Source organism: Kaistella sp. SH40-3, assembly GCF_030686865.1.
In the GTDB taxonomy this organism is placed as follows: domain Bacteria; phylum Bacteroidota; class Bacteroidia; order Flavobacteriales; family Weeksellaceae; genus Kaistella.
The window spans coordinates 202,697-227,876 of sequence record NZ_JAQYUS010000002.1; the positions used below are offsets into that span (position 1 = coordinate 202,697).

Sequence of the window (25,180 nt, forward strand, 5' to 3'; positions counted from 1 at the left end):
TTTGATCTTCTACATAATTTTATTTAACCACCGACGCAGATTTTTTAGGAGATGCATCTATTATGATGATATTCTCTTGATTTAATAATTGCAATTTTTGTAACGTTTTTTCCACATTCTTAATTTCACCAACTGTGTAACATAAAATTACTTTGATATCATTTGTCGATTTAGATGCTTTTTTATAAATATCAGTTTGAAATTGTAGATTTCTTGTTAATGAGGAAGATTTTCCAAGTTTAAATTCTACAATCGTTGAATCATCTGCTCCATACGAAACTTTATAATCTGCAGGACCTCTACCATTATTTACTTCTGAATTCACATCGAAAGGCGTTGCATACCATGTTAGCCTAAAAATTCTTTGGATGACTTCTTCTTTAGCAATCGCAATCCCATCCTTATAAAATGTTTTATAGACGTCATTGTTTTCAATTACATCTTTTAAAAAGTGAACCCTTTTCAAAGATTCTTCATAGGTAGTAGTTGGTAATATTTTGTAAAAATCACTTTTCTTTATTAAAGCATCTCCTAATGAAGTTAAAGCAATAATGAATTCAGAAGTCAAATTCTCAATTCTTTCTTTCGTAAGTTTAGAAACATTTTCTTTATTATCTTCTTTAGATTTGATGTAATAATCAATAATCTCTGGGAATTTTATTACTGTTTTATTAACAGCTGCAGTTTTGTCTTTTACTGTAGGTTTTTTAGGTAGTTGACTTCTAAAATATGTGTTAATTGAATTCCTTAAATCCATATTTTTTATAGAATTGGCTACAGATAAAAAATTGGAATAAAACTCTGAATTATTTATTGCAGCTTCATCCTTTGTTAAAATATCTAACGGTGTCAATATTATAAAATCACCTCTATCTTCTAAATAAAGATACGGTAAAGTATATTTTTTCGGCATCCATCTATTAAATTTTTCATCAAATACTGAATTGATACTAAATTCTCGAATTTGATCTTTTGATAAGTTTTTTAACGCAAATGTTTGTGTATATTCAAGCAGGTAATCCAGAATTAAATTTGTTGTAAAATCACTTATAAAATCACTGCCAATACCTGGATTTAAAATAGTTAATTTTTCAATATGTGTTTCTGCGGAAATTTGCTCTTCACCAAATGAATTATAAAACCCATTAAATGATCTGATTATTTTCTTTGCAAAGTCTTTTCCTAATCCTCTTCCTGAATTTCCAAATTTAGAAAGTCCTAGCCAATTTTGTTTAATTTCTGGAAATCGGAAAATACCATTATTCACAGCATTTTCTTCATCTTTAATTGCAATTTCTTTCAGAATGAGAATATGATTAATTAAACTACGATGTAGCTTTTGATATTCTTCATCATCAGATGCAAATAATAGAAAAGGATCTATAAATAAAGGCATATCTGCTGCTAAACAGATATTTAAAGCTCCATAATTATTTACTACGGATTGATCAATTTTAAAATAATCAGAAAAAAGTAATTTGAAATTTGTCATTGTATTCATTTGTATTTTTATTTCTCTTAATTATTCATTATTGCCAAAATTCCTTCAATAATTTATGAAATTCTATAACTTTTTTTCTTTTGTCACTTACAACTAAAATATAATCTTTTCGCAATACTGAATAGCTTCAGGACAGTGCACAACAATTCCTTTTTTAATTTTCCTTTCCGAAAACCAAGCAAGGCGATGCTCCTGTTGATGTTCATATTTTTTATATTTCATAAAAAGTTCTACGCCAGTTGTTAGAGCAGTAATGGTTTGATTGATCATAGATGGATCAGAAAAATTTATTTTTTGAAACAGTTCATTTTGTTCATCTTCAAGATGCTGCACCTTTGAATCAATATAAATACAACTCCCTTCAATTCCCGCATTTACAAACGGTAATTTTCTGGCAATTTCTTTAGCAAACAAAACCGAATTCACAATCTTTATAGCGCCGACTCCATTAAAATCCTTAATAACTTTATCTGATAAAACTTTAGTTGTACACAAAATAAAAGCTTGCACACCACCTTCATAAAAAACGTGACTTCCATTACCTTCTTTATCAAAACCACCTATTAAACTCTGACCTTCACTTATATCCCCCTGCATTTCATCTTTATAACTCTTAAAATTTTCAAAACTGGAAATGAAAATGTTTCCATTTTCAAAAAAATCATCAAGATGTTCTTTTTGACCTAAAACCCGGAATATAGGATCAATTTTGTAGCACCAAGAAATATTAAATGAAGAATGAGTTTCAGAAAATTGTATCATAGTTTTAAATTATTTCTACTCCAAAGTTGACTATTTTGATAATAAAATGAAGTTCAGAGAGTTATTGGTTTATTCACAAACACTAACTTTCAAATCAACATCTTTTCAATATCAATATAAATACTGCCACCTTCACTAGCATTAAGAAATGCAATCACTCCTTTTTTTATTTCTGGTGTTACTTGTTGTTTGTTTTCGATATATTTGTTTTCGGTCATGGTTGCTTTGTAAAACACTGTTATAATAATTGTACAGTAATTTTTATAATTATACGTAGCGTAATCTAACAGCAATAATTTATTTTCCTTTTATTTAAAGTGTCAATTTCGTCAAAAAGATATCTGAAATTTTTAAAAATTTCAACATCATAAACGTTATTAATTTTATTAGCGAAGTCAATTTTTGAATCCTTGATTTCAAAAACTCCCGGAATAGGCAAATCTTTCACCATATTATTTTCTTTTAAAAATGAGATCGGTAAATAATGCTCTATCGCAAAATATTTTAAATTTTGTTTTTCTTGTTCATAATTTTCATATCCTTCCTCATTAGGAATTGGAAGTAGTAGAGCATACAAATTTAAATTCTCATGTTTTCTTAAACAAGGATTTACAAACTCGAATTCTTTACGGAGACCGTTAAATTCCTGAAACCCTTTTTCATCATTATCAAAAATACCTATAAGGACATTTTCTTTATCATAATCTGTAATAATATTTTTTCCTAAAGATGTTAAATATTTATTTAATTCATTAGCACCGCCACTTTTTGCACCTAGTTTTTCTTCAACAGATTCAATATTCCAATACGGTTCACTTTTTTCTGTCAATACGAGAAAAGCTTGCATAATAATGATAGCGTCCGATCGCCCCTCAGTAATGAGATGAACTTTTTTCGGTATAATTAATTGTTCATTATCAGTAAAAGATGTTTTTGAAGTATCATTATCTAAATAATATTTAATTCCTTGTGTATACTTTCTTACTTTAGATTCTACTTTATATGCTGTTTTGAGCGATTCTTTATTATGAAGCTCAAAGTGAGCTATCGCATTATCAAATAGATATACAAATAGAGGAATAGTTAATATTTTTTCTTCTTCAAAGAGAATTTCCATCTTTTTATTATTACCATTTCTACCGTGCTGAAGTACAGTTGCAATACAAAACAACTTATACATTTCTGAAACATAATTCTTTGTAAATAAGGTACCTTTCAATTTTTTAGATTCCGCATAAATTTCATCAAAAGCTAATTCGAGAGGGTCTTTTAAAGAAATTGAATTAAAGTTATTATAAAACCACGATAGATTTAAAAGCGCTATTATATTTTCATTAATTCCATTAAAAAAATGATTTTCTTTCAACGATAAGTTTTTTATCTCTACATCGGCTTTTAGAAGTAAATCCAATCCTTTAATGATTCCTTTTTTTCGATTAACTGAGTTTGTCAACCAAAGCGATTGAAGAACATAGCCTAATCCTGAAACAGAAAGTAAGTATTCATTAATAAATTGATACTTATCAATTCTATCAAGAAGTTTACTTAAGAAAGACTTCATATCTTTTGTTCTACCAGTATAGAAAATAGCGACATTTTGCCAATTATACTCTATGAATTTTTCAATGATAACATCTTCAAATTTAATGCGATCCTCAGAAAGAAACATTTCACGAGATGCGTAATATTCTAAGAAATGATCATGTGTGAAATTTACAAAACCATTTTCATCAATATATAAAATGCCCGTTCCATCAGTAAGATTTATGATTAAATCAGGAATTTGCTTTACATCAACCGCAGTTCCCTGACTTGAAAAATAGTCTTGCGAAAATGTTATAAATTCTTGTTTTTTTAATCGACCTCTATTTGGCTTTTCGATTATGGAGAGCGCATATAACGAAAGTATTTTTTCTTTAACAGTAATTGTTAAGAAATCTAAACTATTTTTAACTGTTAACCTTCCAAGAAGAAGTGTATTGAAATTATCATAAATATCTGTCAAAGTTGCAGGGATTTCAAATCCGTTTTCTTCATACAAAATCGAGATAAGTGATAATGTGAGCGGAGTTGTTGGAATTTTTTCTAATATATTATTTTCTTTAAGGTTTTGCCATAACTGTTGTGATTTAGCTAAGTCATGCTTAAAAAAATTACTTAAGTATTGACGTATCTGATTAAGATCAAAATTATACAATGTTGCTATCTCGCAATCCTCTAAAACCTTATTTTTAAGAAGATTTTGGCTATTTCTTGTTCCTAATAAATATCTTATTCCTAACTTATAAATATTATCTAATTCATTCAGTAATAATTCCCTTTTTTCAAGTTCAAATTCGTCAATTGAATCAATTAGTAATATAATATTATAATCTTCAATAATTTTTTCAAATTCTAAAGTATTCTCCTCTACTTGCTTTCTTAAGGTTTTAATCAAACTAAAACCATTCTCGCTGATATTGATAGCTTTAATAAAAATGGGAATTGTTTTCTTTCCATTTCCTTTGTTAATTTGAAGTACTTTTAAACCAACTTCTTTTAAAAATGTACTCTTACCAGTTCCAGCATCACCAGAAAGAATAAGATTATTACTTTCTTCAGTAATTTTATTAAGTGAGATTTTTATTTTACTTTTTCGACCATTGTTATCTCTATTAACAAAAATTTTAGGCTCTATAAAAATATCAAGATATTTTTTATACTTTTTATCCAAATTTAAAAACTTTGTTATGTCATCTTGTTTTTCAGGAGTAACTTTGAATTTTTCCTCAAAATATTTCATAACCATATCTTTATCATCCCAATACTCAATATAGTGTTCATCTAATAATTGAATTAAATCTTGATGATTCCAAAATTGAGCGTTATTACTTGGGAACTCGCTTTTTATCCAGTTCTTAAAATATTCAGAAATTTTTTCATTTGAGGTAACTATAATTAAATTATCATCTTGCATGATGCTTTCTTTAATAACATCATGAAGCATATGAAGCTTCCCATTTAATTCAGAAAATGTGAGAAACATTTTCTGAGCAGTTGATTTGAGAAGAGTCTTTTCATTATAACTAACTACTCCAAATTCATATTTTTTAGAGATGGAAGTTTTAATATCAATATATCCAATCTTAGACAAGAGAGTTTCTACAAGTATAAGAAACTCATTTATATCATTAGTAAATTCAATTTTTTTTGTCATAATTTATAGTTTCTTATACCCCAAAGTCGCCAATCGCGACAATAACAATGATTGGAATTGAGTAAATTTTTTATTTTGTTGTTTTAAAGTAGAGTAGAATTCAGTATTATTTAAAATTGAACTATGAAATAATTCAATAATATTATTAGACGGTTTTAAAACCTTTATTTCTTCAAATGAACTTTTATTTAGCATCGGCATAGTTGATCCTCCAACAGCGATACTTTTTAAAATATCTTTTATTTCAACTAGTTTATAATATAAGTATTCATAATAATAATTACTATTTCCGACGATGCTATTTATTTGTTGGTTTGTAATACACTCTTCATAATTCAACGACACTTTACCCATATCAGAACCTATGCATGTTATTAAAATAGAGTTTTTGGGATTTATCTTATTTTTTAATCTATTGCAACCAAGGGAAGATAACTTTCTACTTGATTCAATTATTATTTTTTCATTTAAAAAATCTCCTGGAGTTATAAATTGAAAATCATCTCCAAAATCTTCAGGATAATTACTTGAAGGCGTTTTCCCCGTGATTATTTTACCAAACTCTTTAATTTCTTTTACTTTCCAACCTTCAGGAATCTCCTTCGCCAAGTCCTCATTAAAAACCATTTTCCCGCCAGAAGATTTGTAAGGTTTTCCTTCTTCATTAGGAAACTCAAAATCTACAAACCAATGCTTATATAAAGTTTGAGCCGTGGTTTCTAACTTCTCACAGATTTGCTCATTTACTTTTATTTTGTCGCTGATCGTGTGGTATTGCTTTACTAATTCTCTTTGTTCTTCAATAGAAGGAATTGGAAGTTCTACCTCACACAACTCTTCCCATTGAAATCCTCCGCGAATAGAACTGTCACATCTAAAATCAGCATATCGATCAAACTCTGAACGTCTGAACCACATCATTAAATACTCTGGAAGTAGCAGCGATTGATCTTTGATTTCAAATACAACATATGCGGGAGAGATAATTACATCTTCACCCAAATTGTTCAAAACCACAGGTAATTTATGGACTCTGATAACAGACATGAAATCACAGCAAAATTGGCCATCTTTAACAACTTTATAGGTGGATAAATCTGTACCAATAATATTAGAAGTAGATTTACGAAATTCCTTCGTCATACTTAAACCTTGCAGATTAAGTATTTTCCCATCTCTGTTTTTTAAATCAACTTTTCGAATATATTCCCCTAATTTCTTATAACTCATATCCCAAAGATTTAAAAACGTTTTCTACTTCTCTTTTTAAATCTTTCTCCTCCTGAAATAATTGTTTTAAATCATTTTGCAATGATTCCATTTGTACATCGTAATCAATTTGTTCATCACGATTCACGAACTCAATATATTTACTTGGAACTAAAGAATAATCTTTCTTACGGATTTCTTCTAAGGTTGCACTATAAGAGTATTCAGGAATATCCTGATAGGTTTCCTGATGGTTTTCCTGTTGCCAATTGTGAAAGTTTTTAGCGATATTCGAAATTTCATCTTCTCCAAACTGGATGAATTTTTTCTCAAAAGGTTCGCCTTTTTGCCTTAAATCCAAAAACAGCACTTCGTTTTGGCGGTTTCTATATTTCTTAACATCATCAATTACTTCTACTGTTCTTGCCGTTTTATTCCGGTTCAGAATCCAAAGCGTCACCGAAATATCAGTAGAATAAAACATCGCTCTGGGTAAAATAACAATCGCTTCTACCAAATCATTTTCAATAATCTGTTTCCGGATTTCATATTCCTCACCACTTCCAGACAGTGCGCCATTCGCGAGGATAAACCCAGCAACTCCGTTTTGAGAAAGTTTAGAAATCATGGTCAGAATCCAGGCGTAGTTGGCATTGGATTTTGGCGGAACTCTGTAGCCTGCCCAACGTGGATCATCGGTTAATTCACTTTCGGCGCGCCAGTCTTTTAAATTAAAGGGCGGATTGGCCATAATATAATCAGCTTTTAATCCGCGGTGTTGGTCATCGCTAAAAGTGTCGGCTGCTTTACTGCCCATATTGGCTGAAATTCCGCGGATCGCCAGATTCATTTTGGCCAATTTGAAAGTGGTGTTGGTCAACTCCTGTCCGTAAATCGAAATGTCTTTTTGATTTCCTTTGTGTTTGTCAATAAATTTCAGCGACTGCACAAACATACCGCCGGAACCGCAAGAAGGGTCATAGATTTTCCCTTTATAAGGTTCTATCATTTCTGCGATTAGGTTTACAATGGATTTCGGAGTATAGAATTCGCCTTTTCCTTTTCCTTCGGCAATGGCAAATTTGCTAAGAAAATATTCATAAACGCGCCCCACAATATCCTGAGATTCATCTTGTAAAGTATCGATATTATTAATGGTGTCCAGCAAAGCAGAGAATTTGGACTGATCCAAACCTAAACGGGAAAAATAATTATCGGGCAACGCCCCTTCTAAAGATTTATTGGTTCGCTCAATGGTTTTCAGGGCAGAATCCACTTTCAGCGTAATATCTTCCTGCTTGGCATTTTCGATGATGTAAGTCCAGCGGGATTCTTCGGGCAAATAAAATACATTTTCTGCCTGGTAGAATTCCGGAATTTCCAGAAAAGCATCTTTGCCATCTGCGAGTAGTTCTTCTCTTCGACGAAGGAATTTGTCGTTGGCAAATTTCAGGAATATTAAACTGAGGACAACGTGTTTGTATTCGGAAGGTTCCACAGAACCTCTTAATTTATTAGCGGAATCCCAAAGGATTTCTTCGGTCGATTTAGTTTGTATTTTTTTGGCCATTTAATTTTTACGTAATCTTTCAAAAATACGAAAAGAAAGTAAAGAAAAAGAGTTCGGAAGGGATAAAATATTCCTAATGAAAATCTTTTTTAAAATATAGACCAAGGTTTTGTTCCACCTGTTAATTTTATAACTCAAAATAAAAAATTAGAAATATTAATATTTGTGGCTGTAGCCAGTCACTTTGGTGCTACGATCGTAAATTCACACCTATATAAAATTTTGGTAGGTGAGCACGTTATTACAGAGAAACAATAAAACATAAGAAATTGATAAACATATATTTAAAGATTTTTTAAAAGATATTTATTAAAGCAGAATGTCCAGTTTATTATTTAAAAAACTGGACATTTATGTATAAATATAAAAATCAGTGGTAAACTAAACGCGAAACAATTATCTCTCAATCTTTTTCGCCTCATACCCATCTTTAAACCTTAAAAAATCTTCCGCTTTTTCAGGATTATTCTTAATCCATAACTGCATCTATTTAGTATTTTCACTCAAAGCTTTCACCTCATTTTCATCATATATTTTTTTTCCTTCACCAGCAATTTCATTTAAAATATTTTCTCGAAGTTCACTTTTTGATCGAATGCTTTCTTTATACCAATTCGTAGCAAAGTTGATAGAAATAACGAAAAGCAGAATTCCTAAAATCATCGTTCCAAATCCGGACCATGTTAAGAATTTCATTTCTTTTATTTTTGAATCTATCTTTTCAAAATGTCCTACTGTTTCCGGTGCAAGAACTGCTTCGATTTTGGTTGGAATATTTTTTAAGAATTCAGTTCTTTTTACAGATTCTAATTCATGAAATTTCATTGCATCTTGGTATGTCTCGCCAACCGCTTCAAAATCTAATTGAGTCTGACCCATTATATTTAAGTGATCTTCCAACGCAAATGCTAATTTTGAATAAATTTCAATTCTACTATTATTTGATTTTATGTTGTCTTCGTTCGATCTGATCACATTTTCTAAAAGTTCAAATCCATCAGATTTTGGTTCTTCAATTTGATTATTGTTTTCCATTGCTATTAAATTTTATTTTGATTTATCGTTTAAATTTTTTCTTTTTTTTCCACCATTCATCTTCCGCTTGTGAAACGTAATTTGGTTTTAGGATTTCTTCAACTGTTTCCAAAGCAATTTCTAATACATTTTCATTCGTGCTACTGACAGGAAAAACTGATGATTGTACGGTAGCATTTATTAATTTTTCAATGTTTTTAAAATTGCCACCAATTGCAGAAAGAGAAAATCCATCGTATTTATTGTAAAATAGACCGTCTTTGTGCTGACTGGAAGTTGTGGTTGCAACTCTTTTGATCCAGATATCCTGAACTTGATTAATTTGGTTGGGTCGGAATTCATTTTTATATTGAACTTTCATCGCCCAGCCTTGCTGATGCAGATTATCCCGAAGTTCTTTTAAACAAGAAGATGCCTTTAATTCCTTATTCACAATATTTTTTAAATCAAAAACACTTTTGATTTCAGCAATTTTTAGAGTTGGCGAAATCTCCGAAAGTTTATAACCCGGCTTATATTGCCGCTCAGTTTGATGATTGATGTCGCTATCCAGAATGATTCGCATTCCCGAAATTCCAATTTTTTCATTTTTAGAAAGTTCAGTTAAAAAACCTCTTTTCTTCATTTCTGAAATTAGGTCTTCAAAATTATTGGAGCCCTTCAAACTTTTAGTAAGATTTTTCAACATAAATGCCTTCTTTTCAATTCCAATCTCAACATCGGTTTTTATATTTCTCTCTCGACAAACTTGCCGCACTGCTTCACCAAAACGCTTTCCTACATCGTGCGCTTTTACGGTACACTTTCCATTAATGTCTATTCGATTCACAACAAAATGAATATGTTTCTGCCTCGTGCTGTTATGGATGTCCAAGCGGTATTGGTTTTTGTCTGTAACTCCAATCTTGTGCAGTGCTTCAATTGCAATTTCTGTTAGTTCTTCATCTGATAAATTCTTTGTGTTTTCAGTAGGTGGTGAAATATATCCAGTTAAAGCCCACTTTTTCACTTTTGAATTTCTGTCGGCTACCGTTTTCATTTCTTGGAATTGATGTTCCGCATTGCTGCTCAAAAGAAAATTAGATGCTGCGGCGATTGCCATTCCTTTATCGTTCCCATTATATTCCAATGCAATTTTAGAGATCATTCTAGTTGCTGCTGAATTATTCATCCGCTATTTTTTGATTGTTTTTAGAATATAAATACTGACGAATGAGTTCAATTATCTCTTCGATCTCTACAATAATTTTCTTTTTATTTGAGAAAACATTCCATTCTCTGTGGCGCAGTAAATTTTTAATTCTTTTAAAATTATTTCCGTATTCCAACAAAATTTCATCGGTTTTAAATTCGTCAATTTTCAGCACTTTTCCCTGGTAAACCATTCGGGCAAAAGTTGATAATTTCAACTTGACTTTCTCGGCTTTTTTTAACTCGATTTGATATTCATTTTCAGTCATTCTGAAGGAAATTATTCTTGTTAATTGCGGATTAGATTTCTTTTTCAAACCACCTTTTCGACCTAAATCTTTGAAGTGATTTTTTCTTTTTTCAGCATTCAATTTTTGCTCATTTTCCTGTGTTGCTTTTTGTACAAATTTTTTAAAAAAATCTTCTTTCATGTTTTAATTTTTTTTGTTATTTACTGTAAATTGTATTTCTGACGATAGGAAGAAATCAAAAATCCCAGTTTTATAAAAAGCGTGAAACGCTTATTGTAAACAATGGGTACTTTTTGCACTAACATCCTACCATATTCTACCTGAATCTATTTTACACAGGTTGGTTTAGGTTGCACCTGCGTAAAAAGAACACAGGCTGAAATCTCCATAATTTTTATATCTCATTTTACCTGTGTTCATTTTCCTCACCTTCTTTTGTATTTCAACTGTCTTTCATTTGATGGATTTTCATGAATCAACCAATCATTTAAGTCCTTAAAATCGGAATACAAAATCCGACAATCTTCGGCATTTTCGTTTTCACTTTTTATCATTTCAACGGCTCGATTTCCAGCTTCGTCATTATCGAAATAGAGTTCTATATTTTCATAATTTTTAATTGTATTTTTAATTTTAACAATCATAGAAACTGAATTCAAAATGAGGTAATCCGAAGCTTCTTTTTCCAGATAATTCTCAACATTCTTAAAGGAAAGAAAATCAAAAAAGCCCTCGAAAATCCGGATTGAATTTGAGTCAATATTTATGATTGAAATATCTTTTTTACCCAAACAAATTTTAGAATATGCATTTCGAATTTCATAACCATCAGAATCATTTTTAAAACCTATTCCGAAATAATTTTTATCATTCATTTGATAATGGATTTCTTTAATATATTCAGTTTGATTTTCTACTTTTCGACTATTCAAATATTCTAACAAAGCATGATGTCCAATTTCTTTTACTTCAGTTATTTCGTATGTTTTTAATGGGCTTTCAAATTTTCTGTTCGGAGTTTTTTGATTTTGAAAAGAAGAAAAATTTTGATTTTCTGCCCAAATTAAAATTTCGCTGATGGAAGTATTTAGAAATTTCTGCATAAAATTGGTGTTGTTTCCTCCGATACCTTCTGAAAATAAATACCATATATTGAGGCGTTTATTAAGTTTAAAAGATGCGTGGTTTTCTGTTGCAAATGGATTAAGATACCAAGCTTCTTTTTCATTTTGTTTTGTTGGAAGGTGTCCGATAGAAAGTAGGACTTCTTCCAATGGGATTGTATTAAATTGGTTGCAATTCATTGTTGTATATTTTCCGGGTTTTCGGTGAGAGATTTTTTGTTGAATTGTTGAGGAAACCGTGTAACTTATTGATTATATTATATTTACCCCCTCAACAAACACTCAACAATTCAACAAACTTGATTATTATTATTGCTCAACAAACGCTCAACAAAATTGAGGATATAAAAGTTTGTTGAGAACTTTGTTGAGACGTAACTATTTGATTTTCTTTTCATTATCAATTAATTCAACAATTCAACATATTTATTAAGGATAAACACCTTTTTTATGGTGAAATAGCGACCAACTGAATTAGTTTGATAGAATATTCCTGCAAAATCGATGTCGTATCTGATGTAGGTTAAGCCATTTTTTTGCGGCTCCAATTTCCAGGTTTCTTTCAGTAGATTTCGAATATCGCTTCTCGTCCAATAAGTTGGGCGAAACATTTTGTTCATCATGTTGAGTAAGTCTTGCGGAACTACACTAATTTCTTCATCCTCATTACTTTCAAAGAACTCGTATAGTAATTCTAAGGTTTTCGATTCTAACTTGTTATTGTTCTTGAAAACCAACTTCTGTAGTGCTTTTGTTCTTATTTCATCCGCAGAAAACCACATTCTTGTTTTCTTTTCAGTTGAGAATTTTCTTTCAATTAAAAACTGAAGAAAATCTGGAACTTCTGAAATGAGATTCTTTAGAAATTCTGTGTTTTCAGTCTTGATTGGATTGATCTTTAAAATCCAGAACCGGATTTCATTTTCATCGATTTGAATAAAATTTTCTTCATTATTGGAACACAAAATAAATTTGGCGAAAAAATCGACTTCTTCTCGGTCTTTTCCTTTGGCTTCCAGTTTATCTTTGTTGGTTGTCGATAGATATTTTAATCGTTCTGTAATTTCTTTTTTATCAAAGAATACTTCGTCAATTGCTACAACCAACATTGCTGCCCAATCGGAATTGAATTGGCTGCCGAAAGAATCTCCTTTAATATAAGTCATATTCAAGCCAAAAATTTCTTTTAACCACTTAATAAAAGTTGTTTTTCCAGTAACTCTTTCTTTCGAAACCAAGCATAAAATCGGTAGAATTTGTGTTGGAAATTGCAGTAGAATCTTTAAATAATCCAATCCCATTTCCAGTTGTTCACCGAAAATATGCTCCACAAAATTCATTGAAAATGGAATGCTGTTTATTAAATTTTCCTTGCCAGATGAAGGTAAAAATGGAATTTCATTGTACCTATTATAGAAACCTTGAACGATTTGCCTGTATTCTAAATGCTCTGGAATACAGCAAAATCCATCATATTTCGGTACTTTAGAAACGTAGGTTTTTCCGTGATCGCTAATTATAGTTTCTCGATTCCATCGAACTAATATGGAAATTTTATCACCAGAAATCAATGGTTTTTCTATGGTTTTGTAGTAGGTCGTTCCTACTCTTAAATAGGGAGTTTTATTGCTCATTTTTCGGGAGTTTTAATGGTAATACGGAATCGTTAAAAGAAACTTTAAACATTTGATGAAATTTCACATCATCAATTTCTTTTTAATGGATGGGCAGAATTATTTACGCTTCAAACTTTCTAATTCTTCCACGTTGTAAAAATGTTTGCCACCAAAACCGTATGTGGTAATTCGTCCTTCATTTTTCAGTTGGGCAAAGCGTGCTTCAGATAATCTTTTTCCATGCGTTCCGAGAATTCTTCGTGCTTCTAATCTATCAACAACTTTCCCTTCATTGTCTTTAGAATTATTTTTATCAATATCCGTTTTTAAACTTCTTACCTCTTTGATGAGGATTTCAATTGCCATTGGTAATGTTTCGAAAGTAATTTGCATAATAGTATAATTTTGTATTTTGTGATTAATTGAAAAGTTGAGAATTCAACTATTTCTTTGATTTGAACACGACAAAATTAGACTGGAAACTCCAGAATTTTATGCTTTGGAATTCGTTCTACTACAACTTTAACTATCCTATTGTACTTGTGGATTAAATACTATTAAAAAAGAGTTAGGTGGTTTCAAGGAAATGTTAAAGGATGTTAAGGAAATACAATCCTATAAAATGGGTAAATATTAAAAAAAATAATTTTTTAAATTTGAGGTAGTCAATTAAGAATTTGAAATTGAAAATTGCTAATCTGAAAGCTGTTTGATTTTACTAATTGTTAGTAAAATCTAAAATGGAAATTTGTGGAATTTTTAGGAGAATTTATCTTTTGCAAGACAAATACAAGACAAATAATTTTTTAAAAAACAAGAAACTCCTGATTATCAGGAGTTTCTAATTTGTAAACGTGGAGGATATCGGGATCGAACCGACCACCTTTTGACTGCCAGTCAAACGCTCTAGCCAGATGAGCTAATCCCCCGTTTTTCTAAAATTTTAGATTTTAATTTCTGAATTTTAGATTTGCAATGATACAAATTTTTGTGATTGAAAAGAAATTTTCTGCTAGATTATTTTTTCTCGGCGACAAGTGAGTAAACAAGCGGTATTTTATTTCCGAACTGTGGAATTTGATATTTCCCTTTTTCGATTTCTTCGATATGACGGAAACATGGATACGGCGAACAGTTGTATTCCTGAAAGGATTGCAGTTGCAGATTTTCATCTAACAAACTGCTCAAAACTTCTGAAAGTGAATGATTCCAACTGACTTCTTCATTGGCTAAATCTGCAGTTCGGTCTGCGTAAGTCCCGTCGTTGGTTTCTATAATTTGTTGATCATTAAAATAACTGTACTGAACAAAAGTGAAATCATTATCGTACATCCAGACGACTGGGTGAAATTCTACAAAGATTAATTTGCCACCGGGTTTTAAAAAATGAGAAATGACTTGTGCCCATTTTTGCAAATCGGGAAGCCAACCGATGGTGCCATAACTTGTATAAACGATATCAAATTTATCCTGTAAAACATTTGGTAAATCATAAACATCTGAAACAATGAATTCGGTATCTGTTCCGCATTTCTCGGCTAAATCTTTTGCTGCTTCAATGGCTTTATCCGACAAATCGATTCCGGTAACCTTTGCGCCGAATCGGGAAAGTGAGATAGAATCCTGCCCGAAATGACATTGCAGATGCAGGATTTTTTTATCCTTAATATCTCCTAAAAGGTCAAGTTCTATTGAGTTTAAAGAAGTTCGGCCTTTTAAAAACTCATCTACAAAATAGAAGTCAGACTTAAGGTGCGATTCAACTTTTGCATTCCATAATTTACGATTAATGTCGAGATAGTTTTCCATGATAGGTTTTCCGTAAAAATAGAAATTTAAAAACAAATTTTGGGTTAAAGATTTTGGGTAAAAAAGTTTCCCACGTATTAGTTATATTTGGACCCAATAATTTAGAATAGTGGAAATCCCCTAACCGTCGAAATTTAATTACTATCAATGAAAAAATCTTTACTCCTTTTTTTAATGGTCATTTTAAATTGGCAAGGAACTCTTGTTACAAAAACCGATGTTTATCTTTGCAACAGCAGCGGTGGCAAAAAATACCATTATTTAAAAAACTGCAGAGGATTGTCTAATTGCAAAGCGCAAATCATCAAGGTAAGTCTTCAAAAAGCACAGACGTTAGATAAAGAACTTTGTGGCTGGGAAGATTAATTTTCCATTATTTCCAGATTAAAAATAAAGTTCCAGCGATAATTAAACCTGCGCCAACGGCTGTTTTCCAGGTTAAGGTTTCCCCTAAAAATATGACTGCAAAAATAATAGTTAAGGCCAAACTGAGTTTATCGATTCCGGCAACTTTTGAAACTTCGCCCATTTGTAATGCTTTAAAGTAAAAGATTCAGGAAAGTCCGGTTGCGAATCCTGAGATGGTTAGAAAAATCCAGTTTCGGGAAGATAATTCGCCGATTGCTTTATATTCATTTCGGAAGAAAACAATCATCCAAATCATAACCAGAACAACCACTGTTCGAATGGCAGTCGCCAAATTCGAGTTTACATTTTCTACGCCGACTTTCGCAAAAATCGCAGTTAATGCAGCAAAGAAAGCCGAAAGTAAAGCGTAAATCCACCACATGTTTTTGAGTTGTTAATTATGTTACAAGGCGATTCTTCCTTATATAAAAATCTTAAATTTCGTCTAAATGACGAACAAAGATTAAATTTCCAGCAATGTGTTTTCGCGCTTTTTTTGGACGCAAAAGCGTTTGCCTTCGGCGAATCTTCGATTTCAATTAGCAAAGTTTAAAAAAAAAACGCTTTTATATCAAACAAGAGTTAATCCTTTAATTTTACGAACTCAACCTTGTCAAGGTTTAGAACCTTGACAAGGTTAATTGTTCACTACCTCAGAAACTCTTCTGTTGTCTGAATAATTTGTTCTCCGGTTTTCAAATCCTTAACGGTAATTTTTCCTTCTGAAATTTCCTGCTCGCCATAGAAAACCAAGTTTGGAATTCCTTTCTTTTCGGCGTAGGTAAATTGCTTTTTCAATTTTGCAGATTCAGGATAGAGTTCTGCAGAAATTCCTTTCGCGCGAAGTTGACCGATAATTTTCATCGCGGCCAAAGATTCATTTTCTCCATAATTGGCAAAAAGATATTGCACCGTTTTCACCGAATCCTCCGGAAATAATCCTAGTTCTTCCATCACCAAATAAATTCGGTCGAGACCAAAAGAAACTCCGATTCCCGGAATGTTTTTCACGCCGAAAACTTCGGTTAAGTTGTCATAACGACCGCCGCCGCCAATGGAACCCATGGCAACATCTGTGGCTTTTACTTCAAAAATGGCTCCGGTATAATAATCGAGTCCTCTGGCTAAAGTGATATCGAATTTTAAACTTTCTTCGGAAATTCCTAATTCAAAGGATTGAGTCAAAACAAATTCCAGTTCTTCTACTCCACTTGTTCCGATTTCATTTCCCTGGAATTTTTCTTTTAACTGTGCTAAATTTTCAAGAGCATTTTCACTTTGGTTAAAAAGAAAATCTAATTTATCGATTGATTCCTGATTGATATTTTTTTCTAACAGTTCTTTAACAACGCCTTCTTTACCTATTTTATCCAGTTTGTCCAATGCAACTGTAAAGTCAATTAACTGGTCAGAAATTCCGGCAAATTCTGCTAAGCCAGAAAGTATTTTTCTGTTGTTTAAATGAAGTGCAACCTTAACATTTAATTCCGCAAAAGACTTTAAATACAATTGAACCAATTCTACTTCCTGCCACAAACTTACACTTCCTACTACATCAGCATCACATTGATAAAACTCACGAAAACGACCTTTCTGTGGACGATCCGCGCGCCAAACCGGCTGAATTTGATACCGCTTAAAAGGGAAAGTCATTTGTCCGTGATTCATGGCTACATATCTTGCAAAAGGAACGGTTAAGTCGTAACGTAGCGCCTTTTCCGAAATCTGCGAAATCAGTTTCTGCGAATTTTTAGCCGACCAATCTTCCTCTTTTGTCTTCGACGCATAATCACCGGAATTCAAAATCTTAAAAATCAAACGATCTCCTTCTTCACCGTACTTTCCCGTTAATGTAGAAAGATTTTCGAAACTTGGTGTTTCTAATGGCTGAAAACCAAAGAGTTCAAAATTCTTCTGTAAAATATTAATAATGAATTTTCTTCTGTAAACTTCTTCGGCAGAAAAATCTCGGGTTCCTTTGGCTAAACTGGGTTTCATAGATATAGATAATGAATAATAAGTAGTGAGTAATTATGCTGGCAATAAACTTGCGTCAGTCTGCAAAAATACAAAATTATTAATCTAAACTCCTAAAGATGCTTGATCATCCAAAGGTTGCAACCGCTATGTCCTGAATTGCCCAATGGTTTTTCAAGGTAACTAAAACCCTGCTTTTCGTAGATGGAAACTGCCGTAGAAAATTCGGGTAAACTTTCTATATAAATTGATTGATAACCGGCATTTTTTGCAAACTCAATACTTTCTTCCATTAATTTTTTGCCCAAACCTTTTCCGCGAAAATCCTTGTGAATATAAAACTTAACGAGTTCGCCACATTTTTCCGGTAAACCTTCAGTAGGATAAATACCGCAACAACCACACAGTTCTCCATCGACTTCGGCAACGAACAATGCTGAATTTTCTTCCGTAAATAATTCTGATAAATGGTCTGTCGTAGGATCTTCATAAACAGTTCCTGGGGTAGGAACTTTAAAATCTTGAAAGCAACTGCGTATTATTTCTGCCAACAATGTATTATCTGACTTCTGAATTTTTCTAATATTAATTTCCATTTTATAAATTTAAAAAAACTTGGGGAATTAAAACATAAAGAAAAATCTCCAGTTTGCCTAATCTACAAATCAAAAAACCGAAGAAAACTTCTCCGGTTTCTGTAAAAACATATAGAGTTTGTGTTTTTACACCGTTTCTAAAATTTCGATGATTTCCTCGCCATAATTTTCGATTTTATATTTACCAAAACCTTTGATGACCAGCAATTCTTCTTTTTTCGCAGGTTTATATTTGGCGATGGAAAACAATTCTTTGTTGGTCGCAATCAAATATACAGGCAGACTTTTTTCACGCGCTTTTTCCGAGCGCCATAATTTCAGCGAATCCATAATTTTTATTTCATCATGGTTGAGTTCTTCCAGTGCGGCACTATATTTTTCAGGTTTCGGTTCGTTGACCTGTACTTTTGATTCTTCGAAATAGAGAACCACCGACCAGTAACTTTCGTCCTCCTTTACAAAGGCAGTTTCGTATTTTAGAATATTGTTTTCCTGTAGAAAACGATCGAGCACTTTTTGGTCAGCGTAAATAAATTCGTCTGACAATCGTATTTTAAATATTTGAACTTTCATGGTATTGTGTTTTTAGTTTTAATTTGAAAAGGCGAGCAAGCCGAATTCCATGGGATAAAATCCGGCTTATCGCTCCACCTCTATTTACTTCCCAAAAGAACAAGTTGATCTACCCGAACTTCTGTGATATAGCGTTTCTGCCCTTCTTTATCGTCGTAATTGCGGTACACGATCTTGCCTTCTACAGCGATCTCTTTCCCTTTTTCTACGTATTTTTCCATGAGGTCGGCCAGTTTTCCGTTGCAGACCAAATTGTGCCATTGCGTTTCTTCCACTTTTTCGCCCATGGCGTTGGTGTAATAATCGCTGGTTGCTAAACTTACTTTCGCTAATTTTCCGTTCTCGAATTGTACGATTTCGACGTCTTTTCCTGTTCTACCGATTAAGGTAACTTTGTTTCTTAGTGACATGGTTTTAGATTTTATAATTAAACATTAGAATCGAGTCTCACTGATCTGTCTCGAATCTCTGTTGCAAAGGTTCACTGCATTTTAAAATTTAGTCGGTAATGAACCGCTTAATGTCATTTGTATTCGTTTGTATCGTTTATAGACCTGTTATCCAATATTTTAAAATTATATTTTTTATAGTTTCAGATTATTTCTTTTTACAAATTACTATTCTTAACATAATAAATTGGGATTTTTTCAAGATTAAAATGGATGTAGCACGGAATTGGGATACCAAGTAAATTCAAATTTTCTAAATTAAATTTATTATTAGATGAATAAAAACAAAATACTTTCTGGATTACTGAGCATAATAATCGGTAGTTCGCTATGCATATCAGCCATAGATTTACTATCTAAACCAGAAAATGTTCCCTTTTCTTTTAACCCAATGGAAAGTCTAGATACTTACTTCTTTTCATTTGTTTTTGTAATGGGAAATATCGGATGGATTTTGGGAGGCTTAATACTCATTTCCTTTTTGTCTGCATTATACTTTCTCGGAACTTGGATCTACAAAGTTATTTCGAAAAAAAATAATCACCATATCTCTAAATTTTAAAATCTTGAACCAAGATTTTAAAAATAAGCCAAAGTTCTTTATATTTGAGTTCAGAAGATAAATATGATGGACTTACCTTATCAAATTAAATCCGCCTTATTCGGTGTTGCAATAGGAGACGCGCTCGGTGTTCCGGTAGAATTCAAAAGCCGAGAAGCCATTCTTCAAAACCTGGTAACAGACATGATTGGGTACGGAACATATAATCAACCGCCCGGAACTTTCTCAGATGATAGTTCGATGACTTTTTGTTTAGCAGAAGCATTAACCAACGATTTTGATTTAAACCAAATCGCTCGAAACTTTGTTAAATGGTATCATGAAAACTTTTGGACAGCACGCGGTGAAGTTTTCGATATCGGTATCGCCACAAGAGAAGCCATCAATCGAATTGCCCATGGAGAAGTGCCAGAGTTCGCTGGAAACACAGATGCTTCATCCAATGGAAATGGCTCCTTAATGCGTATTTTACCACTTCTATTTTATATAAAAGATTTACCGATTTCAGAACGATATGAAATCACGAAAAAAGTTTCTTCAATAACTCATGGTCACATTCGGTCTGTAATTTCATGTTTTTATTACCTTGAATTTACAAGAGAAATTCTTTTAGGAAAAGAAAAATTCGAAATCTATCAAAAATTACAAACTGAAATCCCAGACTTTTTAAATTCACTTTCAATTGATCAGTATGAGATCTCATTTTTTGATCGCCTTTTAAAAGATGATATTTCAGAATTAGGAGAATATGAAATTTCAAGCAGCGGATATGTTCTTCATTCTTTGGAAGCGAGCATTTGGTGTTTACTCAACACCGATAATTATAAAGAAGCCACATTAAAAGCCGTTAATTTAGGAGAGGACACTGACACGACTGCTGCAATAACTGGCGGAGTTGCCGGCTTGCTTTATGGTTTTGGTACTATTCCAGAAAATTGGGTTGAACAGTTAGCCAGAAAAGAAGATATTGATGATCTGGCTGGAAGACTGGCCAGGAAAATCCTCCCTAATTAAAATCTCGATTTCGCCGTAGAAAACAAAACCTCTTGTATTAAAAAAACATCATTTGTAATTAATACAAGTGATCTTAATTCCATATTTTCTTAAGAACATTTTTTACTCTTCACTGATTTAATTAAATTTACCACATGAGTAAATTTTTAGATTTTGGTGTAGCAAAAAAGATGAAAGAAATGAATGAGAAACAAAACAGGGTTACAAACCTTTTTCAAATAAAATATCCCATTATTCAGGGCGGAATGATCTGGCATTCGGGTTGGCACCTGGCTTCTGCGGTATCCAATTCTGGCGGTTTAGGATTAATTGGGGCCGGGAGCATGTATCCCGATATTTTGCGCGAAAACATCCAAAAGTGTAAGGCAGCAACCGGCAAACCTTTTGGGGTAAATGTACCGATGCTTTATCCGAATTTAGATGAAGTTATTCAAATCATATTAGAAGAAGGTGTGAAGATTATTTTCACTTCTGCCGGAAATCCTAAAACCTATACAGACACTTTACAAAAAGAAGGTTTGACAGTCGCTCACGTAGTTTCCTCCACCAAATTTGCCATAAAGTGTGAAGAAGCCGGAGTTGATGCAATTGTCGCTGAAGGTTTTGAAGCAGGTGGACATAATGGACGAGATGAAACAACTACGTTCTGTTTGATTCCTAATGTGAAACAGCATATTTCAAAACCACTGATTGCAGCTGGCGGCATTGCTTTGGGTTCACAAATGAAAGCCGCCATGATTCTTGGTGCAGATGGTGTGCAAATAGGTTCACGTTTTGCTGCAACTGTCGAAGCAAGTTCCCATGAAAACTTTAAAAATAAAGTTATTTCTCTAAATGAAGGCGACACTCATTTAACCCTAAAAGAATTAGCGCCCGTTCGTTTGGTGAAAAATAAATTCTTCCACGATTTAGAAAAACTCTACGATCAAGGCCGCAATGCCGAAGCATTAAGAGAAACCCTCGGAAGAGCCAGAGCCAAACGCGGAATGTTTGAAGGTGATTTAGACGAAGGTGAATTAGAAATCGGACAAGTCTCTGCTTTAATTCACGAAATCTTACCAGTCGAAAAAGTCTTTGAAAATTTATTAAGAGAATATCGGGAGGTTAATTCCTTCGATCTGTAAATAAAAAATTCCGTTTCATTTCTGAAACGGAATTTTTGTTTTGCTATCTTGTGGCTACTGCTTTTGTCTGTTGTTTTTTAGCATGTTTGGTTTCATATTTCTTCATGAAATAACCGATGGCAAGTGGTGCAACCCACATCAAAATTTTTCTTAAAAGTGCTGGATTCATAATAGTATTTTTTTTATTTGAAGGATTATTTGCAATTACTTTGCCAAAGTCTTTTAAAAAATTGTCCTCTTTATTTCTGCTTCAAGGCTTCACCTTCAAAAGAAATTCCATCCCAACCAAACTGCATAAAGTTTCTAATATTTTGATGATCGCTTCCAGTTGGATTTTTCAAAACATCATTTCTGTAAAAATCTCCGAATAATGTCAAGGTTTCATCTTTTGATAAATCATTCAATTTTGCAAAACTGAAAACTTTACAGGAACCATTATTTTTGTCTGCCTCATTTACAGTATTTCCGTTGGTGAATTTTGTGGGTGTGAAATCGTAGCGTTCATCGATGAAGGAAATAACATCGTTGAACATTATGTTTTCTGGATTTTGTATTAATTGCTGTAGTATCATTGTTAAATTATTTCACTAAATATAAAAAAAACCACCTCATTTCTGAAGTGGTTTCTGTTATTTTATCCGTTATTTTCAGGATTTTGGCCGCCGTTATTTTGCGGTCGGTCATCTCTTCTCTGAGGTCTGTCTCCTTGTGGACGGTCTCCTCTCGGTCTGTCATTGTATTGAGGACGATCTCCCTGTGGACGATCACCTTGCGGTCTTTCCTCTCTCGCAGGTCTATCTAAAAGCACTTTTCTTGAAAGCTTCATTTTCTTACGATCGTCGTAACCCATGAATTTCACCTCTACCATATCGCCTTCGTTGTAAGGAACTTTGTCCAAACGCGCCCATTCGATTTCTGAGATGTGAAGCAAACCTTCTGTTCCTTTAGCAATCGCTACGAACGCTCCGAAGTCCATTACTTTTACCACTTTACCATTATAAACACTTCCAACTACAGGCACGAAACAAATCTCGTTGATCGCTGCAATCGTTGCGTTGATATTTTCTCTGCTAACACCAGAAATTTCGATTCTTCCGATCTCACCGATTTCTTCAATCGCGATAACCGTTTCGAAATCCTTCTGCATTTGCTGAATAATTTTTCCTCCAGGTCCGATGATCGCTCCGATGAAATCTTTTGGAACTTCCAATACTTCCATTTTCGGTGCGTGTGGTTTTACGTCTGGTCTTGGTGCGTCAAGCGTTTTCAATAATTCATTAAGAATATGCAATCTTCCTTCTTTCGCCTGGATTAATGCTTTTTCCATAATGTCCATTGTCAAACCTTCTACTTTAATATCCATTTGACAAGCGGTGATTCCGTCTGCAGTTCCTGTTACTTTAAAGTCCATGTCACCTAAGTGATCTTCGTCTCCTAAGATATCAGAAAGTACGGTGAATTTTCCTGATTTTGGATCCGTTACCAATCCCATTGCAATCCCGGAAACCGGTTTTGAAATCTGTACACCGGCATCCATTAATGCTAAAGTTCCGGCACAAACAGTTGCCATTGAAGATGAACCGTTTGATTCTAAAATATCAGAAACGATGCGGATGGTGTAAGGGTTTTCTGTAGGGATCATTTTCGCCAAAGCTCTTTGAGCCAGATTTCCGTGACCTACTTCTCTTCTTGAAGTTCCTCTTAAAGGTCTTGCTTCACCCGTTGAGAACGGTGGAAAGTTATAGTGTAAGAAGAATTTTTGATCGTAGTTAATGGCAACCGTGTCTACCATGTTTGCATCTTTTACAGATCCTAAAGTTACTGCAGTCAATGACTGAGTTTCTCCTCTTGTAAAGATTGCAGAACCGTGTGCTCCAGGTAAATAATCAACTTCTGACCAGATCGGACGAATCGTTTCCGGAGTTCTTCCATCCAAACGGATTTTTTCGTTCAAAATCATCTGACGCATTGCTTCTTTTTCTATATCGTGGAAATAGATTTTTGCGTATGGAGTTACTGTTTCTAATTCTTCCTCAGAATACTGAGATAAAAATTCTTCTAAAACAGCCTGGAAATTGTCATGTCTTTCTTCTTTAGCAGAAGGAGTTTTTGCAACTTCATATACTTTATCAAAAGTCTCAGCCCAAACTTTTTCACGAATTTCTTCGTTGTGGTCTTCGTGAGAATATTCTCTTTTGGGAAGAGATTTACCAACTCTCTCGGCTAATCTTTCTTGCGCTGCTACCTGAACTTTAATTTCTTCGTGTGCGAATTTAATGGCTTCAATCATTTCCTGTTCAGAAATTTCGTCCATTTCACCTTCTACCATTACGATAGAATCTTTTGTTGCACCCACCATAATATTTAAATCTGCTTTTGCAAGATTTTCCATACTTGGGTTAACCACTAATTTACCGTCTATTCTGGCAACAGTCACTTCAGACATTGGTCCGTTGAAAGGAATATCGGTAATTGCGATGGCTGCAGAAGCGGCTAATCCTGCCAAAGATTCCGGCATACATTCTTTATCATAAGAAATCAGGGAAATCATCACCTGAACTTCTGCATGGAAATCGGATGGGAAAAGTGGACGCAAAACACGGTCAACTAATCTCATTGTTAAAATTTCTTCGTCAGATGGTCTTGCTTCTCTACGGAAAAAGTTTCCCGGGATTTTCCCTGCTGAATAAAATTTCTCTCTGTAATCTACTGTTAAAGGTAAAAAGTCAACACCTGGTTTGGCGTCTTTACTGGCTACAACCGTTGCTAAAAGCATTGTTCCGCCCATTCTTACTACTACAGCACCATTTGCTTGTTTCGCTAATTTTCCTGTTTCGATGGTAATTTCTCTACCATCACTTAATTGAAATTTTTCAATAATTGCTTGTGGAGCATTCATAAAATTTGTTCGTCTTGGGCACTCCGTATTGAGTGCGTTATTATTTAATGTATTTAAATTTTCGTGTGCAAAGATACAGAATTTTATCGAGTGAAAAGAGGATGGTAAAACAAGAATATGGTCCAGAAAGTGATGCGATTTTAAATCAAACATTTTAAGTGTGCATAAAATAAACCGACACAACGATCATAACACCTTTTCACTTTTAAAAAAAATTAGAATAAAAATTATTTTCTTTAATTAACAAATATCTTGCTTGTTTTAAATTTTTTCGGCACAAATTTGGAATATCGTTCAGCGTAATAAATTAACTA

The 25,180-nt window shown here is 32.9% G+C and carries 23 protein-coding genes, 1 tRNA gene and 1 pseudogene; 3 read left to right on the top strand and 22 right to left on the bottom strand.

Annotated features, from left to right (window positions below; translation table 11 throughout):
* Positions 1-19: 19 nt before the first annotated feature.
* The 14 genes from PUH65_RS04685 to PUH65_RS04750 all read right to left on the bottom strand — a co-directional run bounded on the left by PUH65_RS04685 (position 20) and on the right by PUH65_RS04750 (position 15,264).
* A complete protein-coding gene (locus PUH65_RS04685) occupies positions 20-1,492 on the bottom strand; it encodes a hypothetical protein (RefSeq protein ID WP_305518623.1) in 1,473 nt (490 codons plus the stop codon).
* A gap of 102 nt (positions 1,493-1,594) precedes the next feature.
* Positions 1,595-2,263 carry a hypothetical protein gene (locus PUH65_RS04690; protein WP_305518625.1) on the bottom strand — a complete coding sequence of 223 codons (669 nt, stop codon included), beginning with the start codon at positions 2,261-2,263 and terminating at the stop codon, positions 1,595-1,597.
* An 89-nt stretch (positions 2,264-2,352) separates the two neighbouring features.
* A complete protein-coding gene (locus PUH65_RS04695) occupies positions 2,353-2,499 on the bottom strand; it encodes a hypothetical protein (RefSeq protein ID WP_305518627.1) in 147 nt (48 codons plus the stop codon).
* Positions 2,500-2,546: 47 nt separating this feature from the next.
* A complete protein-coding gene (locus PUH65_RS04700) occupies positions 2,547-5,459 on the bottom strand; it encodes an NACHT domain-containing NTPase (RefSeq protein ID WP_305518628.1) in 2,913 nt (970 codons plus the stop codon).
* A 3-nt stretch (positions 5,460-5,462) separates the two neighbouring features.
* Positions 5,463-6,689: a restriction endonuclease subunit S gene (locus PUH65_RS04705; protein WP_305518629.1), complete on the bottom strand. Its 1,227-nt coding sequence runs from the start codon at positions 6,687-6,689 to the stop codon at positions 5,463-5,465.
* The gene (locus tag PUH65_RS04710; protein ID WP_305518630.1) at positions 6,679-8,238 is read right to left on the bottom strand and encodes a class I SAM-dependent DNA methyltransferase; all 1,560 of its coding nucleotides are present in this window, start codon (positions 8,236-8,238) and stop codon (positions 6,679-6,681) included. Before PUH65_RS04710 ends, PUH65_RS04705 begins: the two co-directional genes overlap by 11 nt.
* 486 nt (positions 8,239-8,724) lie before the next feature.
* Entirely contained in the window at positions 8,725-9,273 is a 549-nt protein-coding gene (locus PUH65_RS04715) for a hypothetical protein (protein ID WP_305518631.1), read from the bottom strand.
* 22 nt (positions 9,274-9,295) lie between these two features.
* The gene (locus PUH65_RS04720; protein WP_305518632.1) at positions 9,296-10,444 is read right to left on the bottom strand and encodes a relaxase/mobilization nuclease domain-containing protein; all 1,149 of its coding nucleotides are present in this window, start codon (positions 10,442-10,444) and stop codon (positions 9,296-9,298) included.
* On the bottom strand, positions 10,437-10,895 hold the full coding sequence (locus PUH65_RS04725; RefSeq protein WP_305518633.1) for a special sigma factor: 459 nt from the start codon (positions 10,893-10,895) through the stop codon (positions 10,437-10,439). The genes PUH65_RS04720 and PUH65_RS04725 overlap by 8 nt, the downstream gene beginning before the upstream one ends.
* Before the next feature lie 245 nt (positions 10,896-11,140).
* On the bottom strand, positions 11,141-12,019 hold the full coding sequence (locus PUH65_RS04730; RefSeq protein WP_305518635.1) for a toprim domain-containing protein: 879 nt from the start codon (positions 12,017-12,019) through the stop codon (positions 11,141-11,143).
* Between the two features lie 224 nt (positions 12,020-12,243).
* Positions 12,244-13,473 (bottom strand): primase-helicase family protein, encoded by a 1,230-nt coding sequence (locus PUH65_RS04735; RefSeq protein ID WP_305518636.1) that lies wholly within the window; start codon positions 13,471-13,473, stop codon positions 12,244-12,246.
* A gap of 99 nt (positions 13,474-13,572) precedes the next feature.
* Positions 13,573-13,848 carry a hypothetical protein gene (locus PUH65_RS04740; protein ID WP_034716917.1) on the bottom strand — a complete coding sequence of 92 codons (276 nt, stop codon included), beginning with the start codon at positions 13,846-13,848 and terminating at the stop codon, positions 13,573-13,575.
* Positions 13,849-14,310: 462 nt separating this feature from the next.
* Positions 14,311-14,384 (bottom strand) — tRNA-Ala (locus tag PUH65_RS04745).
* A gap of 88 nt (positions 14,385-14,472) precedes the next feature.
* Positions 14,473-15,264 carry a class I SAM-dependent methyltransferase gene (locus PUH65_RS04750; protein ID WP_305518637.1) on the bottom strand — a complete coding sequence of 264 codons (792 nt, stop codon included), beginning with the start codon at positions 15,262-15,264 and terminating at the stop codon, positions 14,473-14,475.
* Between the two features lie 147 nt (positions 15,265-15,411).
* Between PUH65_RS04750 and PUH65_RS04755 the strand changes: the two genes are divergently transcribed.
* On the top strand, positions 15,412-15,630 hold the full coding sequence (locus tag PUH65_RS04755; protein WP_125023508.1) for a hypothetical protein: 219 nt from the start codon (positions 15,412-15,414) through the stop codon (positions 15,628-15,630).
* Positions 15,631-15,637: 7 nt separating this feature from the next.
* Here PUH65_RS04755 and PUH65_RS04760 read toward each other — a convergent pair.
* From PUH65_RS04760 to PUH65_RS04780, 5 genes and pseudogenes are all read right to left on the bottom strand, one after another.
* Positions 15,638-16,054: pseudogene (locus PUH65_RS04760) on the bottom strand (EamA family transporter).
* Positions 16,055-16,320: 266 nt separating this feature from the next.
* Positions 16,321-17,670 (bottom strand): histidine--tRNA ligase, encoded by a 1,350-nt coding sequence (gene hisS, locus PUH65_RS04765; RefSeq protein ID WP_305518639.1) that lies wholly within the window; start codon positions 17,668-17,670, stop codon positions 16,321-16,323.
* A 92-nt stretch (positions 17,671-17,762) separates the two neighbouring features.
* Complete coding sequence (locus PUH65_RS04770) at positions 17,763-18,245, bottom strand: GNAT family N-acetyltransferase (RefSeq protein WP_305518640.1); 483 nt, start codon at positions 18,243-18,245, stop codon at positions 17,763-17,765.
* Between the two features lie 126 nt (positions 18,246-18,371).
* Positions 18,372-18,818 (bottom strand): HRDC domain-containing protein, encoded by a 447-nt coding sequence (locus PUH65_RS04775; RefSeq protein ID WP_305518641.1) that lies wholly within the window; start codon positions 18,816-18,818, stop codon positions 18,372-18,374.
* A gap of 80 nt (positions 18,819-18,898) precedes the next feature.
* Positions 18,899-19,228: a single-stranded DNA-binding protein gene (locus tag PUH65_RS04780; RefSeq protein WP_125023517.1), complete on the bottom strand. Its 330-nt coding sequence runs from the start codon at positions 19,226-19,228 to the stop codon at positions 18,899-18,901.
* A gap of 664 nt (positions 19,229-19,892) precedes the next feature.
* On the opposite strand from PUH65_RS04780, the gene PUH65_RS04785 reads away from it, so the two are divergent.
* Both PUH65_RS04785 and PUH65_RS04790 read left to right on the top strand, forming a co-directional pair.
* Positions 19,893-20,843 carry an ADP-ribosylglycohydrolase family protein gene (locus tag PUH65_RS04785; protein ID WP_370692014.1) on the top strand — a complete coding sequence of 317 codons (951 nt, stop codon included), beginning with the start codon at positions 19,893-19,895 and terminating at the stop codon, positions 20,841-20,843.
* Between the two features lie 134 nt (positions 20,844-20,977).
* Positions 20,978-21,967, top strand: coding sequence for a nitronate monooxygenase family protein (locus PUH65_RS04790; protein ID WP_305518642.1), 990 nt, complete (start codon positions 20,978-20,980; stop codon positions 21,965-21,967).
* Between the two features lie 43 nt (positions 21,968-22,010).
* On the opposite strand, the gene PUH65_RS04795 is transcribed toward PUH65_RS04790, so the two are convergent.
* The 3 genes from PUH65_RS04795 to PUH65_RS04805 all read right to left on the bottom strand — a co-directional run bounded on the left by PUH65_RS04795 (position 22,011) and on the right by PUH65_RS04805 (position 24,866).
* A complete protein-coding gene (locus PUH65_RS04795) occupies positions 22,011-22,136 on the bottom strand; it encodes a hypothetical protein (protein WP_305518643.1) in 126 nt (41 codons plus the stop codon).
* 70 nt (positions 22,137-22,206) lie between these two features.
* A complete protein-coding gene (locus PUH65_RS04800; RefSeq protein WP_305518644.1) occupies positions 22,207-22,539 on the bottom strand; it encodes a HopJ type III effector protein in 333 nt (110 codons plus the stop codon).
* A gap of 62 nt (positions 22,540-22,601) precedes the next feature.
* Positions 22,602-24,866, bottom strand: coding sequence for a polyribonucleotide nucleotidyltransferase (locus PUH65_RS04805; RefSeq protein ID WP_305518645.1), 2,265 nt, complete (start codon positions 24,864-24,866; stop codon positions 22,602-22,604).
* Positions 24,867-25,180: the final 314 nt, after the last annotated feature.

Bases quoted from the DNA above. Each gene is read 5' to 3' on its own strand.
- PUH65_RS04685 (WP_305518623.1), bottom strand. From the start codon at position 1,492: ATGACAAATTTCAAATTACTTTTTTCTGATTATTTTAAAATTGATCAA.
- PUH65_RS04690 (WP_305518625.1), bottom strand. From the start codon at position 2,263: ATGATACAATTTTCTGAAACTCATTCTTCATTTAATATTTCTTGGTGC.
- PUH65_RS04700 (WP_305518628.1), bottom strand. From the start codon at position 5,459: ATGACAAAAAAAATTGAATTTACTAATGATATAAATGAGTTTCTTATA.
- PUH65_RS04705 (WP_305518629.1), bottom strand. From the start codon at position 6,689: ATGAGTTATAAGAAATTAGGGGAATATATTCGAAAAGTTGATTTAAAA.
- PUH65_RS04710 (WP_305518630.1), bottom strand. From the start codon at position 8,238: ATGGCCAAAAAAATACAAACTAAATCGACCGAAGAAATCCTTTGGGAT.
- PUH65_RS04715 (WP_305518631.1), bottom strand. From the start codon at position 9,273: ATGGAAAACAATAATCAAATTGAAGAACCAAAATCTGATGGATTTGAA.
- PUH65_RS04720 (WP_305518632.1), bottom strand. From the start codon at position 10,444: ATGAATAATTCAGCAGCAACTAGAATGATCTCTAAAATTGCATTGGAA.
- PUH65_RS04725 (WP_305518633.1), bottom strand. From the start codon at position 10,895: ATGAAAGAAGATTTTTTTAAAAAATTTGTACAAAAAGCAACACAGGAA.
- PUH65_RS04730 (WP_305518635.1), bottom strand. From the start codon at position 12,019: ATGAATTGCAACCAATTTAATACAATCCCATTGGAAGAAGTCCTACTT.
- PUH65_RS04735 (WP_305518636.1), bottom strand. From the start codon at position 13,473: ATGAGCAATAAAACTCCCTATTTAAGAGTAGGAACGACCTACTACAAA.
- PUH65_RS04740 (WP_034716917.1), bottom strand. From the start codon at position 13,848: ATGCAAATTACTTTCGAAACATTACCAATGGCAATTGAAATCCTCATC.
- PUH65_RS04750 (WP_305518637.1), bottom strand. From the start codon at position 15,264: ATGGAAAACTATCTCGACATTAATCGTAAATTATGGAATGCAAAAGTT.
- PUH65_RS04755 (WP_125023508.1), top strand. From the start codon at position 15,412: ATGAAAAAATCTTTACTCCTTTTTTTAATGGTCATTTTAAATTGGCAA.
- hisS (WP_305518639.1), bottom strand. From the start codon at position 17,670: ATGAAACCCAGTTTAGCCAAAGGAACCCGAGATTTTTCTGCCGAAGAA.
- PUH65_RS04770 (WP_305518640.1), bottom strand. From the start codon at position 18,245: ATGGAAATTAATATTAGAAAAATTCAGAAGTCAGATAATACATTGTTG.
- PUH65_RS04775 (WP_305518641.1), bottom strand. From the start codon at position 18,818: ATGAAAGTTCAAATATTTAAAATACGATTGTCAGACGAATTTATTTAC.
- PUH65_RS04780 (WP_125023517.1), bottom strand. From the start codon at position 19,228: ATGTCACTAAGAAACAAAGTTACCTTAATCGGTAGAACAGGAAAAGAC.
- PUH65_RS04785 (WP_370692014.1), top strand. From the start codon at position 19,893: ATGATGGACTTACCTTATCAAATTAAATCCGCCTTATTCGGTGTTGCA.
- PUH65_RS04790 (WP_305518642.1), top strand. From the start codon at position 20,978: ATGAGTAAATTTTTAGATTTTGGTGTAGCAAAAAAGATGAAAGAAATG.
- PUH65_RS04795 (WP_305518643.1), bottom strand. From the start codon at position 22,136: ATGAATCCAGCACTTTTAAGAAAAATTTTGATGTGGGTTGCACCACTT.
- PUH65_RS04800 (WP_305518644.1), bottom strand. From the start codon at position 22,539: ATGATACTACAGCAATTAATACAAAATCCAGAAAACATAATGTTCAAC.
- PUH65_RS04805 (WP_305518645.1), bottom strand. From the start codon at position 24,866: ATGAATGCTCCACAAGCAATTATTGAAAAATTTCAATTAAGTGATGGT.